Here is a 14,166-nt window from a genome sequence, read left to right on the forward strand (position 1 = left end):
GGCGCGGGCGGAGCCGGGGGAACGACCGGCGGCGGCCCCGGCGCGGCCACCGGTGCGGGCGGCGGCTCCCCACTGTCACCGACCGCGGCACCCACGGGCTCCGGCGCCTGCGCCGCACGTGCGGGGGCGGCCGCCGGCTGCGGCGCGGCGGTTCCGGCGTCGCGGGTCTCCAGCCCACGCAACAGCAGCGGGCGGATGATCTCGCCCGCCAGCACACCGATCAGCAGGTAGACGAACAGGGCAGCCCAGACGAAACCCGGCCACGCCGCGAGCCGCCAGGAATCCCAGGTCGCGCCGGCGAACACCGCACCGAACGCGGTCCCCATCAGCACCACGCCGAGGCCGAGTACCCCGGCGCCGATCGGCCGCCATATCGAACCTGCTCGCGTGGTGTCGCGGACCAGCCGTCGCCACAGGTACCAGTGCAACCCGGCGAGCACCACCGCCGCGGCCAGCCCTGCGAGCACGGAAACTACTACCACGGAGGATGCCTCTCCCTGACCGATTGCCTATGCGGATGCTGAATCTACCCGTGCCCGCTCGGCGGTCCGTGGCCCCCGTTCCCCTTGCCCGCCACCGCGGTCGCGCCGCGCGCCCGGCCCACGCCGCGGCAACCACGGATTGCCCCATGTCAGCGCAAATATCTTCGGCATCGGCATCTTCTGGGCATCCGTACGCGCCGCGGCGCGGGCGTCATCGCCCCCGCCGCGGCCGGGTCACGCCGACCCGCTGACCCCCAGCCCGCCCATCCCCGGCGGCGGCAGCTCGCCGTTGTGCCCGCCTGCCAGTAGCCATTTCAAGATCTTCCCGGTTTCTCCGCGCGGCAGGGACGGCAGGAAGGTGACGTCGCGAGGCACCGAAAACCGGCTGAGGCGGTGCCGGATATAGGTGCGCACCATATCCGGATCCAGCCCGGACCCTTCGTGTTTCACCACGAAGGCGGCCAGTCGCTGACCGAATTCCGGGTCCGGGACACCCACCACCGCAACCTCGCTCACCTGCGGCAGATGCGCGAGGGCCTCCTCCACCGGACGCGGAAAAACGTTCTCGCCGCCGGAGATGATCATCTCGTCGTCGCGGCCGGCGATGAACAATCGCCCGTTGACATCGAAATATCCGAGATCACCGGTATCGAGCATGCCGTACGCCTCGTCCGGCGGCGCGGCGTTGACATAGCCGTCGAACAGCATGTGATTACCCACGAAGACATGCCCGGTGGCGCCGATCGGCACCGGTTTGTGGTCCGGGCCCAGCACCGCGACCCGGGTGCCGAGCGGCGGCCGGCCCGCCGTGGTGGGTGCGAAACGCAGATCCGCCGGGGTCGCGATGGTCGCCCAGGACACCTCGGTCGATCCGTAGACGTTGTAGAGGATATCGCCGTAGGCGTCCATGAAGCGCAGGACCGTGGCTCCGGCCAGCGGTGCCCCGCAACTGATCACATGCCGCAGGCTCGAGGTGTCGTACCGGGCGCGCACCGCGGGCGGGAGGTCGAGGATGCGGTTGACCATGGTCGGCACCACGATCATGGTGGTGATCCCGTATTCGGCGACCAGGTGCAGGCAGTCCTCGGCATCGAAACGTTCCGGCAGGATCACCGTGGAGCGCAGGGCGGTACTGAGCTGCAGTCCGGCCAGCCCCCAGGTATGGAACAGCGGCGCCGGGATGAGCATTGCCGATTCCATTTCGAGCGGAATCCGGGAAAGCAGCGCGGCGATGGTGGCGAACCCTTTGGGGTGCGGGCGCCGTGCCCCTTTCGGAACCCCGCTCGTCCCCGAGGTGAGAACGATCAGGCGGCCTGGATGGGCCGGTATGCGGAAATCCTGTTCCCCCATATCGATCAGATCGTCGACGGTGTAGCGATCCGGCAACGGCCCCGGCAAATCGGTCGTGAACCGGGGCAGGTCCGCGTGCAGATACTGCACCAGCTCCTCCAGGTCCGCATCGACGAACAGTGCCGAGAGCCGGTGCCGCTGAACGATCTGCTCGATGGTGCGCGCGGCCAGACCCGCATTGAGAAGCGCCACGTCCACGCCCAGTTTCCCGGCGGCGACCATGGTTTCGACCATGCCGGCGTGATTGCGCGACAGTAGGCCGATGGCATCGCCGGCGCCGAGTCCGGCCGCCGCCATGGCCCCGGCGAGCGCGGTGGTGCGTTCGTCCATCTCGGCGAAGGTCCGGGCGCCCCGGTCATCGATCACGGCGAGCCGGTGCGGCGAGTAGGCGGCTCCGGCGGCGTAGCCACCGGCCAGGTTGAATCCCCATTTATTCAGCGACAGCAGCTGTTTCACCGCCACCTGCGCGTTGGTACGCACCACACCGCTGGCGGTGACCTGCCGCAGCACCCCGAAACTGCGGCGCACCGGCGACGCCTCCCCGTTGGCCACGATCGAGGTGCGGGCGCCGCGCACGATATCGGCGATCCGGCGCAATCCCTTGACCGCCCAATCCTGGACGGCGGAATTCGACAGGCCGGCCACCTGCCGATGCACCCGGCCGGGGGTGAAGAAGGTGACCGCGATCCGGCTGCGCTCCCCCTCCCCGGTCAACCGCAGCGCGGCGAAACTGCCGATCTCCGGCGCGTGCAGTTCACAACTTTCGTACCAGCGGCCGGTGACCACCCGCACCCGCAGCACCCGGATACCGGTATCGGGTGTGCCGATCCGGAATTCGAAGACCGGCTGGGCGCCTGGAAGGTCGAGCCTGGAGCAGGCGCCGATCCCGGTGAACACGCGCGGATAGGTCTGCGGGTCCAGCAGCAGATCCCATACCGCGGCGCGCGCCGCGGGCAGATCCGCGACCACATCGATGACGTCGGTAACCAACTCGTACAACTTCTCGTCGGCCCGCAACGGACAACTGGGTCGGCGGGGAAACCCATCTGTAACGTCGCTCACAATAGCCCGGCCTCCCCGTTATTACCAGCGAGTAGCACCGGCTCCGGGGAGGCTCTGTGACAGGTCACGAAGCGAATTGCCGGATATTCACCCCGGGTCCCGAAAGCCCGCCGACCTCATGGTTGGAGGTTGCCCAAAGCTTTCCGCGACGACGGTGTGAGTGCTCCCAGCCCCGGCTCACTCCGGCCACACACCCCCTGTGCGCGAATTACATTCGGCGCCGTAACAGTCAATGGCGACCCCGGAGGAAACCATGCCCGAGACCCGGCGCCGGGTGGTCCGCAACCACACCGACGAAATCCTCAACTACTTCGGTAAATGCAAATCGTGCGGCTATCCCGCGCGCGCGGAATCCTCGCGCCGTATCTACGACACCGGCGAAATCGAAACCGTGGTCATCGCCAGCTGCGGTCTGCCCTGCGGCTGGTCCGGCCAGGTCCTGCCCACCACGATGACCGGACCGGCCGCACGCCTGATCTGACGGTGACGGTCACCGCCGCCGCAGGGCGGCCGGGGCCGCCACCCGGCCGTGCGGCACGATAGGCGCATGGAACTGCGTATCTTCACCGAACCGCAGCAGGGCGCGGACTACACGACACTCCTGCGGGTGGCCAGGACCGCGGAAGAACTCGGCTTCGGGGGTTTCTTCCGTTCCGATCACTATCTGCACATGGGATCGGTGGACGGCCTGCCCGGCCCGACCGATGCGTGGATCACCCTGGCCGGCCTGGCCCGGGAGACCAGCCGGATCCGGCTCGGCACACTGGTCACCGCCGCCACGTTCCGGCTGCCGGGTCCGCTGGCGATCCAGGTGGCGCAGGTGGATCAGATGTCGGGCGGTCGCGTGGAGCTGGGCCTGGGCACCGGCTGGTTCGCCGAGGAGCACGAAGCCTACGGTATTCCGTTCCCGGACAAAAAATTCGACCGGTTCGAAGAACAACTGGCGGTGATCACCGGCCTCTGGGAGACCGCGCTCGGCGAAACCTTCGACTTCACCGGGAAGTACTACGAACTCCGCCACTCACCGGCGCTGCCCAAACCCGTCCAGCAGCCCGTGCCGGTGATCGTCGGCGGCCAGGGCCCGAAGCGGACGCCCCGGCTGGCGGCGCAGTACGCGAGCGAGTTCAATATTCCGTTCCTCTCCGCCGACGACAGCGCCGCCCAGTTCGAACGGGTCCGCGCGGCAGTCGCGGCGCAGGGCCGGGCCGCGGACAGCATGGTGTACTCCAACGCGCTCGTCGCCTGTGTGGGTACCACCGAGGCCGAGATCGCGCGCCGGGCCGTCGCGATCGGGCGTGAGGTCGACGAATTGCGCACCAACGGGCTGACGGGGTCGCCCGCCGAGGTCGTCGACAAGATCGGACGCTACCGCGAGATCGGCACCGAGCGGATCTATCTGCAGATCCTCGACCTCACCGATCTCGAACACCTGGCGCTCATCGCCAACGAGGTCGCCACCCAGTTGTGAGGTCGCCGGCGGGAACCGTCCGGCCCCCGCCGGCCCTGTCAGTAGGCGCCCGCGACCCCGCCGAGCAGATGTTCGAGAGTTTCGTAGGCCGGAACATCGACCACATCGACGAGATCCGGGCTGACCGGCACCTCGTGCTCGGTCACCACCTCGTCGAAGCGGGCCGCATCACCGGTGCGGAACCCGTGTTCGGCGGCCAGCGCCTGCAGATCGGGGTCGTTGTGCAGCAGCGCCCCGATCTCCTCCCCTTCCGGGGTGAGCGGAACCAGGGTGTGCCGGGACAGCACCGTCGGCGACGGGTACAGCAGGACCATATCGTCGCGCAGCCGCCCCGCGACGGCCGCCGCGACGTACTGCGCCTCATAGATCCAGGTCATCGGGGTCGCCCCCATACCCGCGGTGAGGTACTCCTCGAACGGTCCCGTACTCGAGCCCTCGGTGTACCCCTGGGCCAGGAACAGCCGCTGCAAGGTGGGCAGAACATGCTGTTCGGCGGCCGCCCCGCGCACCACGGCGTGATCGTTGACGACATAGCCGGCCACTGCCAGATACATGGCCGCCGAATTCGAGGTCCGGATATCGGTCGTGCTGACCAGGATATTCTTCGCGACCGGATAGGTCCGGTTCCCCTCCAGCTCATCCCACTGCACACCGCGCTGGACCATATCGATATAGGCGGCGAAGTCGAGCGCGGGGACGGGACCGTCGTATTTCACCGCCCCGGCCGCGTCGAGCAGTTCCACGATGGGTGCGAAGGTGGCGATCGCCATCGGTGAATAGAACGGCGTGAACTGGGTCCGCACCCCCACCTCGCGCTTCAGCTTCTCGGCTGCGGGCAGGCTCGACGGAAAGGCGAAGGCCTGCCCCGCGAGATCGATCGAGGTGGCGAGCTCCCGCGATCCGGCCGCTTTCACCCGGACCTCGAACCCGTGGCCGGCAAAAACCTCCGCGACCCGCGGATCGCCGAAGAACGCTGTCTTCTCCGAACCGACGACCCCGGTGACAGCCGTCAGCGGTGCGCCCGCGACCGGCGCCGCCGCATGCGTCGCGTCGGAACCCGATCTCGTCACCGACCAGGCCGCCGCGCCCGCCGCCACCACACCGGCACCGGCCAGCAGGAACAGACCGCGGCGGCCGGTGGCCGGGGCACGGCCGCGCTCCACGGAAACGGTCCCGCCGGAGCCCGTCGTGAGCTTCTCGGCCGGCGCCGCGGCGTTGTCCGCGCCGATCGCCGTGTCGCTCTCCGGCTCGGCCGCGGGCTCCAGCTCACGGCGTACCGCGCGTTCCACCAGAATGGGCACGAAATCGCGGACCGCGCTACCGGAGAACCGGTCGTGGGTCGTCCGCACCGCGACACCCACCTCCGCCGCCGAGCGGTCCGGTGAATAGGCGGCGGCCAGCCGGTTCTCCAGCTCGCGAATGGCCTTCAGCTCGCGCGCGGCCTTGTCGTCGGGGGCCTCACCCTTGGGTGCGGTATCGAGTGCCACGTCCATCTCCTCGGCGCCGGACAGCGAAATCGAAACGACCCGCCGGGCCGATCCACAGCCGACAACCCTACCGCCACAAAGTATTCGAACACTCCCGTGAGCGGGCAGGGCAGCCGATTCTCCGACCAGAATTCACCGTGCATTTCCCGGCCGCTGGGCGGCGGTTTCCGCGAGGACCGCCATAGCGGCATTGTGCCCACCGATACCGCTCACACCGCCACCGCGAACGGTTCCGGCACCGCAGCGCAGGATATTACGGTGCGCGGTCTGCACACCCCAGCGTTGCGCCGGCGTCTCGGCGGGGTCACTGCGGTAGGGGAACGACAGATCGCCGTGGAAGATATGCCCGCCGGGCAGGCGCAGCGTCCGCTGCAGATCGACCGGTGTGGCCGCGTCCAGGCAGGGCGCACCGTGGGCGTCACGGGCCAGACAATCCTGCACCGGTTCGGCCAGTACCGCATTCAGCTGGGCCAGGGTGGCGGTGACGGCCGCCTCTTTCGCCGCCTGCGGGTCGTTGACGAAAAGCCTTGCGGGGGTGTGCAAGCCGAACAGAGTGAGCGTATGCCGGGTGTCCGGTGCGCCGGGACCGGCGATACTCGGATCGGTGAGGGTATGGCAGTAGATCTCCGAGGGCGGCGCCGTGGGCAGGCGGCCCGCGGCCGCCTCGCGGTAGGCGTGGTCGAGTTGTTCGTAGGATTCCGCAATATGGAAGGTCCCCGCGAAAGCGTCCCGTGGGTCGGTGCCGGTATCGCGCAGACGCGGCAGCCGGTCCAGCAGCATATTGATCTTCAGCTGCGCACCTTCGGGTTCCGTATCCACCGGTTCGCCGAGTAGCCGCGCGAGCTCGGTGGGTGCCGCGTTCGCCAGGACATACCGGGCGTCGACGAGGGCCGGGGTTGCGCCGTCGGTCACGACACGCACCTGCGCGGTCGTCCCGTCGGTATCGACCCCCACGACCTCGGCGCCCGTCACCACCTCCGCTCCGGCCGAACGCGCGCAGGCGAGAAGAGCATCGGTCAGCGCGCCCATACCACCCACCGGCACATCCCAGTCGCCGGTACCGCCGCCGATCACGTGATAGAGGAAGCACCGGTTCTGGGCCAGCGACGGGTCATGGGCGTGAGTGAACGTACCGATCAGCGCATCGGTGAACACGACGCCGCGGATCAGATCGTCGGCGAAATACTCCTCGATCGTCTCCCCCAGCGGTCGCTCGAACAAGGCCGCCCAATGCCGCGCACCCACCCGCTGCCGGAGCTCGTCCCGGGTGGGCAGCGGTTCGGTGAGGGTCGGGAACACGGCGCGGGCGACCGCACCGGTCATCGCCGAGAACCGTTGCCAGGCCGCGAATTCCCGGTCCGATCCGGTGACGCTGGCGAAACTTTCCCGCGTCACCTCCGGTGAGCTGTTGTCCACCAGCAGGCCGGTGTCCCCGGCCGGGGTGTAGGACGATATCCGCCTCCTGCGGGTGCGGAATCGTAAACCGAGATCCCGCACGATACGGTCCGGCAGCAGGCTGACCAGATACGAGTACCGCGATACCCGGATATCGATCCCCGCGAACAGTGGCGCGGAAACCGCCGCGCCCCCGGCAGCGGCCGCCTGTTCCAGGACGAGTACCGAATACCCCGCCCGGCCCAGATAGGCGGCCGCGACGAGCCCGTTGTGCCCGCCGCCCACGATCACCACGTCGTACCGAGCGTTCATCACCATGGGTCGTCGATACCACAGTCCCGCACGCGCCGGTATCGATGACGTTCCGGACGGACCTGACGTACCCCGTGAACTGCCCGGCGGCGCGCCGGGCACGTTGGGCGGATGCCGGTGCGGTATTCGCCCAAGGCGGCGGTGGCTCCGTCGGTGCCGCCGCGGGCTTCCCACACTGCGGTCGGCCGCCGAGGCTGCCCGGTGGCCGCCGCGACGCCGCGACCAATCAGCACCGGGCACGTCGCTCGAGGTCGATGGGCGACGGGGCCGACGTCGCGTCGAGTCAACCCCTTCGAGTCGATATGGGTCGCTGGGGCCCGCACGCGGCCCAGACCTAGCCGAGCAGGCCGCCCAGCAGTCCACCGCTCTGGCCTGCCTCCTGTCCGCCGCCGGTGCCCCCGAGCAGGCCGCCGGGCGGGAGTTCGGAGGGTTGGACGATGACGAATCCGCGGCCGGAGAACGACAGGGTGATCCCCTCGCCGGTGCTGCGGCCGATGAGCCGGCCCAGCCCGAAGGAATCGTTGCGTTTGACCCCGGTCTGCAGGCTCGACGACCAGGCGATCGCCGCCTGCGGATCGGCGTAGGTCGGCTGGTCGACATTCAGCACGACCGGGGTGCCGTGGCTGGTGATGGCGATCCGGCCGCGACCGGAGAACACGCAGTTGAACAACCCGGCATTGCTGGCGACCCCGGCCGCGCCCTGCACCATCCGGATGTCGTAGCCCAGGGTCGGGTCGAAGGCCAGCACGTTCGACCCGTTGATGGTGAGCCCGTCGGTCCCGTCCAGGTCGATGATGTGCACTTCGGCGGCGCCGTTGGCGACGAAGAGATCACCGCGGCCGGAAACCTTCATCAGCGGCACCCCTTCGCCGGTGAGCCGCTGCTGGATGGCGCGGCCGATTCCGCCGGAGCCGAGCGCCTGGAAATGCAGGTCGCCCTGGTAGGCGACCATGGAGCCGGAGCGGACCAGCGTTTCGCCGTTCACCCCGACCTTGATCATCTTGCCGCCCTGTTTCTGGATGCCCATACCAGAGACTTCGGCATGACGCGGGTCGAACAGCTCGCTGTGCATCGGCTGAGCTCCTTGCTGAGGAAAGTGTGCGGGATTGTGCTGTGGCGCCGCGGGATAGGGGGCGGCGGGCGGATAAGGCTGCTGCGGTGGGTAGGGCTGCTGCGGCGGGTATCCGGGCGCCGGCTGATACCCCGAGGGATAAGGCGCCGGGTTCGCCGGCGGATAGGGAGCCGCAGGCGGTACCGGCGGATGCGGCGCGACCGGCGGCGGATACCCCAGTGCGGGCGGCATACTCGGCGCGGGCGGCGGCGAATACTGCTGCACCGCTACGGGACTGGCAACCATAGTCGGATCGGTACGGGAAGCCGGTGGCTGCTGCGGCGGTGCGGGCGTCGGCGGTACGGGATCGTCGTCCACATTGACCCCGAAATCGGTGGCGATACCGGCCAGGCCGTTATCGTAGCCCTGGCCCACCGCGCGCACCTTCCAGGCGCCGGACCGGCGATAGATCTCCACGCACACCACCGCGGTTTCGGTGCTCAACCCGGAGACCGGGAAGGTGAGCGTGCCCTGCGGGCCGGTGATCGTCGCGGTCAGCGATCCGACCGCGCCGAAGGCCGGCGGTCCGCTACCGTCCAGGCTCGCGGTGACCACGACCTTGTCGATATCGGCCGGGAGCACCGGCATCTGCACATCGACCACATCCCCGGCGCCCCGGCCGTGCCGGTAGGTGACACCGGGGCCGACCGGTTGGTTGAAGAAGACGAAGTCCCCGTCCGACCGGACCTTGCCGTTTCCGGCGAGCAGTAGCGCCGAGACATCGACCGCCGCCGAACATGTCACTGTGACGGTCAAACGGTCGCCCGGCGCGGGCCGGTTCTCCCCCGGAGCGAGTGCGGTCACCTCGTATCACCTCGACTCGACGCGTACCGGCACAGACCGGTCCGCCGAGTTCCCCGGCGCGGGGCCGGGCACTCGTTCGATTTCTGTTCCACACCGACGAGTCTGACCGATACCGCGTGCGGCGCGCCACCGCGGGACCGGGCCGCGAGCGCGCGGTCACCGCGACCTGCGGTGACCCGGAGTACAGCCAACCTGAGAAGATTCACAGGAGCAGCACAGCCAACCGACAGATCCCGGCGGCATCCTGGTGAGAGACGAGCGGAACTCGGCCCCGGGAGGAACCCATGGTGGATATCGAGATCACCGGCACCACCGTCACCGTCCAGGTCCGCGGCGCGCACCGGGTGCTGTCGCTGTGCGACCGGATCACCTTCGATCTGGCGAATATCGCGGCGGTCGCCCCCGCGGAAATCGACCTGCGCCCGCCGTGGGTCCGCGCGCCCGGCGCCTTCTTCCCCGGCGCGATCGCGGCCGGCACCTTCCGCGGTAAAGGCCGGAAGGAATTCTGGGACACACTTTTCGGGGGTAAGGCGGTGCGTATCGATCTGCGCGGCACCGATTACACCCGGCTCGTCGTCGATGTCGAGGACCCGGCCACCGTGCTGCGGTCCCTGTATTCGGCCGCTGCCGCCTGACCGGCGGCCCTCCGGTTCGCCGATCGGCCTCCTTCGCCGCGGAGGCCGATCGGCGGATCCCGGAATTATTCGTCCGCGGTATCCGGCTCCGGTTTCGGCTCCCGGGTGACGAACCGCAGTACCGGTTCCACCACGCGGGCCGCGATCGGCCCGACGACCGCCATCAGCAGGACATAGGTTGTCGCCAGGGCAGCGAATTCGTCGGGTACGGCGCCCGCCGCCACGGCCAGGCCCGCGATGACGATGGAGAATTCGCCGCGGGCCACCAGCGCGGCACCGGCACGGGCGCGGCCCAGCCGGGACGATCCGGCATGCGCGGCGGCCCACCAGCCGGTCGCGATCTTCGTCACCGTGGTGATCACCGCCAGCAGCACCGCCCAGCCCAGGACCGGCGGGATACTGCGCGGATCGGTGGTCAGCCCGAACAGGACGAAGAACATCGCGGCGAAAAGGTCGCGCAGCGGTTCGAGGATCTTCGTCGCATTGTGGGCGGTGGTATCGGAGATGGCGATACCCAGCAGGAAGGCGCCGACCGCGGCCGAGACCTGCAGCGCGGAGGCCACCCCGGCCACGAGCAGCGCCGAACCGAGCAGTTTCAGCAGGAAGATCTCGCGGTCCTCGCTGGAGACGATCGCCGACACGTACTTGCCGTATCGCATCGCCACCACGAGGACGACCGTGACCGCCGCCAGCGCAATACCGAGCGATTGCAGCCCCGCGACGAAACCCAGCCCGGCCAGGACGGCAGTCAGCACCGGGAGGTAGGCGGCCATCGCCAGATCCTCGAACACCAGGATCGACAGGATCACCGGCGTCTCCCGGTTACCGAGCCGGCCCAGATCGTTGAGGACCTTGGCGATGATCCCGGACGACGAGATATAGGTGACACCGGCCATGGCCAGGGCGCCGGTGGGCCCCAGCCCCAGCATCAGTGCCACTATCACGCCCGGTGTCGCGTTCAGCACCAGGTCGAGCAGGCCGGCCATCCAGGATCTGCGCATACCGGTGAACAGTTCGGCCGCGCTGTATTCGAGGCCGAGCAGCAACAACAGCAGCACCACGCCGATTTCGCTGGCGAGATGGATGAACTCGTCGGCCTCGTGGAGCTCGATGAAACCCCCTTCCCCGAATACGAGACCGCCGATCAGATACAGGGGTATCGGGGACATACCTATCCGGGCCGCGATGCGTCCGAGCACTCCGAGCCCGAAGAACATCGCCCCCAGCTGGATCATTGCCAGCGTGGTCGCATTCATCGCAGGGGTGTCAGCCCTCTTTCAGGATGTCCGCCGCGCTGTCGAGACCTTCGGAAGTCCCCACCACGATCAGCACATCGCCCCCGGTGAACACGAAATCGGGTCCCGGTGCCGGCATGGTCTGACCCGCGCGCATCACGGCCACGATGGAGACCTTGGTACGGGTGCGCATCCGCGTTTCGCCGAGCGTCCGTCCGTCGTACGGCGAGTGCTCGCCGACCGGGAGCTGGCGGGTGTTCACCCCATCCATATCGCGGTATTCGTTACGCAGCTGGCCCACCAGCTGCGGTGCACCCAGGAGATTCGCGAGGGTCCCGGCCTCGGCCTCGGTCATCGGGATCTGCGTGGTGGCATCGGGATCGCCGATCTTGGTGAAGATCAGGTCGATCGTCCCGTCCTTGTGGTCGACTACCCCGATCCGCCGGCGCACGGTGGTGAGTGGAAAGTCCTTGCGTACGCCTATCCCAGGCAAGGGTGTCACTTCGACGTTCACGATGTCACCTTAACTCGACTGTAGGTACGGCCCGATGGACCGTACTCCCTAGCCCTACCCGAACCCAGCCGGTCGCGAAACCCGCAGGCCACAACCCCGCTGGACGGTGGTTACGCGGGCGCGGTATCGGCGGTCCGCCCGGCCTGTTCGGCCGCGATCACCACATGCCGCATCAGCAGCGCGGTGGTCACCGGCCCGACTCCGCCCGGTACCGGGCTCAGCCCGGCCGCCGTGCCCCGGACCGATTCCGGGTCGACATCGCCGACGATCGAGCCGTCGGCCGATTCGTTGGTCCCCACATCGATCACCACCGCGCCGGGCCGCAGGTTCGCGCCGGTCACCAGCCCGATCCGGCCGGCGGCGGCGACCACGATATCGGCGGCGGAGGTCACCGCGGGGAGGTCGGTGGTGCGGGAATGGCAGATGGTGACCGTCGCGTTCTCGGCGAGCAGCAGCTGGGCCAGCGGTTTACCGACGACGTTGGAGCGGCCGACGATAGCGACGTGGCGGCCTTCGAGCGCGATCCCGTGATGCTTCAGCAGCTCGACCACGGCCTCGGCGGTGGCAGGCGCGAAACCGGCCGATCCGGCGGTGAGCAGGCCCAGCGACAGTGGGCTCACCCCATCCACATCTTTGGTGGCGGCGATCGCCGGGGAGACGTCGTCGAGGGTCACCCCGGCCGGAAGCGGGGTCTGCAGCATGATCGCATCGGTGGCCGGGTCGGCACTGCGCACGGACAGTTCGGTCCGCAACGTTTCGGCCGAGGCATCGGCGCCCAGATCGACTGTGTCGCATTCGATACCGCGGTTGGCGGCCGATTTCTTCAACGAGTTGACGTACCAGGCGCTGGCCGGATCGTCATTGGCGACGATCAGTGCCAGGCGCGGCGCCCGGCCGATCTGCTCGGTGCGGGCCTGCGCCCGCGCGGTCGTCTCCGCGTTGAGGGCGGCGGCGAGATCTTTCCCGGTCAGCGATGCGGTATCCACGAGCATCCACCCTAGTGCCGCATCCGGACGGGTCATGCGAGGGCGTCGTCCGACACGACGCAGCGGCCGCGAGGGTACCGCCGGATCCACGGGATGGCGACGCTGCCGGGTTTGAGACATGTCACGAGTCGGACAGGCGCAAATCCGCGGTCGCGGCCCTGTTCGGCTCTATGGTGAGTTGCCACGTACCGCAAATCCGTCAGTTCCGACCCGATCCCTACGAGAACCAACTCCCCCGTGGAAAGGTGTCGCCGTAGTGCACAATCGCAGAGGTCTGCAATATCTGGTGGCGATCGCCGCCGCCGCAAGTATTTCTCTCGCCGGTCTTTTCGGCGCGCCCGCTCAGGCAAGCCCCGAAACGGACGCCCTCTACAACTCCGCCCAGCGTCATTTCACCGAAGGCAACTCCGACGCCGGGCGCGCCGATCTGCGCGAGCTCATCGGCCGCGACCCGGCCGATGCCGAGGCCCTGTCGCTGCAGGCGATCTGGTCCCATTACGCCGGTGATATCCCGGCCATGAACGACGCCATGGGACGGCTGCGGGTCGTCGACCCGGAGATGGCCGCGGGCACCGACCGCGTCCTGCACGGGATCGGGGCAGGGATCGCCACCCTCCCCAATCCACTGCCCGCCCTGGTCGGACCGCAGACCGGCATCGTGGTCTTCGGTTTCGGTCTGCTGCCCGACGGCACGCCCCGGCCCGAACTGGCCGACCGGTTGCAGGCCGCCTGGTTGCAGGCCATCGCCTCGCCGTTCTCGCCCATCGTGGTGAGCGGTTACAACCCCAGCAACGGAATCACCGAAGCCGAGGCGATGCGTAATTGGCTGGTGGGCCGCGGCATTCCGGCGAGCCGGATCCATGTGGAGAACCGCGCCGGCTCGACCGTGCAGAACGCGCTGTTCAGTGCGGAAATCCTGCACGGTCTCGGCGCCACCAGCGCGGTGGCGGTCACCTCGCCGAACCATATCCGGCGAGCGGTGGCCGATCTCTACGTCGCGGGAATCCCGGTGGTGGGTGCCACGACCTCACTCAACCAGCTGGTCTCGCAACTGCCGCCGCCGAGCAAACAGGCGCAGTACAGCATCTATCTGGATGCGACCCGCACCTTCCAGCTCAGCACCAGCCGCTGAGTCATCCGGTGGCGACGGCCCCCCCCATACCCGCCGCCCCCCCCCCCCGGGGCATAAAAGCGACGCCACCCTCGGGCTGGGGGGCCATGCCGAATACTTCCTGCGGACCCATCCGGCGCTGCGCCTGGTAGGGCTGGACCGGGATGCCGACGCGCTGGCGCATGCCGCCGAACGGTTGCGGCCTTTCCAGGAC

At 68.8% G+C, this 14,166-nt stretch carries 12 protein-coding genes and 1 pseudogene; 5 read left to right on the top strand and 8 right to left on the bottom strand.

The features are described from left to right. Nucleotides 1–482: pseudogene (locus QH196_RS01195) on the bottom strand (metallophosphoesterase); the annotation flags it as partial. Between the two features lie 234 nt (nucleotides 483–716). Next, entirely contained in the window at nucleotides 717–2,822 is a 2,106-nt protein-coding gene (locus QH196_RS01200; protein WP_280413880.1) for an AMP-binding protein, read from the bottom strand. Nucleotides 2,823–3,147: 325 nt separating this feature from the next. Between QH196_RS01200 and QH196_RS01205 the strand changes: the two genes are divergently transcribed. Continuing rightward, nucleotides 3,148–3,375, top strand: a complete 228-nt coding sequence (locus tag QH196_RS01205) for a hypothetical protein (RefSeq protein WP_280413881.1) — start codon at nucleotides 3,148–3,150, stop codon at nucleotides 3,373–3,375. A gap of 66 nt (nucleotides 3,376–3,441) precedes the next feature. Further along, complete coding sequence (locus QH196_RS01210; protein ID WP_280413882.1) at nucleotides 3,442–4,362, top strand: LLM class F420-dependent oxidoreductase; 921 nt, start codon at nucleotides 3,442–3,444, stop codon at nucleotides 4,360–4,362. Nucleotides 4,363–4,400: 38 nt separating this feature from the next. On the opposite strand, the gene QH196_RS01215 is transcribed toward QH196_RS01210, so the two are convergent. The 3 genes from QH196_RS01215 to QH196_RS01225 form a co-directional block, all read right to left on the bottom strand. Then, on the bottom strand, nucleotides 4,401–5,849 hold the full coding sequence (locus tag QH196_RS01215) for a three-helix bundle dimerization domain-containing protein (RefSeq protein WP_280413883.1): 1,449 nt from the start codon (nucleotides 5,847–5,849) through the stop codon (nucleotides 4,401–4,403). Nucleotides 5,850–5,981: 132 nt separating this feature from the next. Further along, a complete protein-coding gene (locus QH196_RS01220; RefSeq protein ID WP_280413884.1) occupies nucleotides 5,982–7,562 on the bottom strand; it encodes a phytoene desaturase family protein in 1,581 nt (526 codons plus the stop codon). Nucleotides 7,563–7,890: 328 nt separating this feature from the next. Next, complete coding sequence (locus tag QH196_RS01225; protein WP_280413885.1) at nucleotides 7,891–9,471, bottom strand: AIM24 family protein; 1,581 nt, start codon at nucleotides 9,469–9,471, stop codon at nucleotides 7,891–7,893. 284 nt (nucleotides 9,472–9,755) lie between these two features. Here QH196_RS01225 and QH196_RS01230 point away from each other — a divergent pair, with 284 nt between their 5' ends. Then, the gene (locus QH196_RS01230) at nucleotides 9,756–10,106 is read left to right on the top strand and encodes a hypothetical protein (RefSeq protein WP_280413886.1); all 351 of its coding nucleotides are present in this window, start codon (nucleotides 9,756–9,758) and stop codon (nucleotides 10,104–10,106) included. Nucleotides 10,107–10,171: 65 nt separating this feature from the next. Here the strand turns inward: QH196_RS01230 and QH196_RS01235 are convergent, their stop codons facing one another. The 3 genes from QH196_RS01235 to QH196_RS01245 all read right to left on the bottom strand — a co-directional run bounded on the left by QH196_RS01235 (nucleotide 10,172) and on the right by QH196_RS01245 (nucleotide 12,841). Beyond that, nucleotides 10,172–11,362, bottom strand: coding sequence for a cation:proton antiporter (locus QH196_RS01235; RefSeq protein WP_280413887.1), 1,191 nt, complete (start codon nucleotides 11,360–11,362; stop codon nucleotides 10,172–10,174). Between the two features lie 10 nt (nucleotides 11,363–11,372). After that, complete coding sequence (locus tag QH196_RS01240; RefSeq protein ID WP_280413888.1) at nucleotides 11,373–11,855, bottom strand: cation:proton antiporter regulatory subunit; 483 nt, start codon at nucleotides 11,853–11,855, stop codon at nucleotides 11,373–11,375. Between the two features lie 110 nt (nucleotides 11,856–11,965). Continuing rightward, complete coding sequence (locus QH196_RS01245) at nucleotides 11,966–12,841, bottom strand: bifunctional 5,10-methylenetetrahydrofolate dehydrogenase/5,10-methenyltetrahydrofolate cyclohydrolase (protein WP_280413889.1); 876 nt, start codon at nucleotides 12,839–12,841, stop codon at nucleotides 11,966–11,968. Between the two features lie 256 nt (nucleotides 12,842–13,097). Between QH196_RS01245 and QH196_RS01250 the strand changes: the two genes are divergently transcribed. Beyond that, the gene (locus tag QH196_RS01250; protein ID WP_280413890.1) at nucleotides 13,098–13,973 is read left to right on the top strand and encodes a YdcF family protein; all 876 of its coding nucleotides are present in this window, start codon (nucleotides 13,098–13,100) and stop codon (nucleotides 13,971–13,973) included. Then, nucleotides 13,936–14,166, top strand: a 231-nt coding sequence (gene mraW / locus QH196_RS32435; RefSeq protein ID WP_432279405.1) for a 16S rRNA (cytosine(1402)-N(4))-methyltransferase, incomplete at its 3' end; no start/stop codon positions are given. The genes QH196_RS01250 and mraW, both read left to right, overlap by 38 nt.

It is taken from the genome of Nocardia carnea, assembly GCF_029868325.1.
GTDB lineage: Bacteria > Actinomycetota > Actinomycetes > Mycobacteriales > Mycobacteriaceae > Nocardia > Nocardia carnea_C.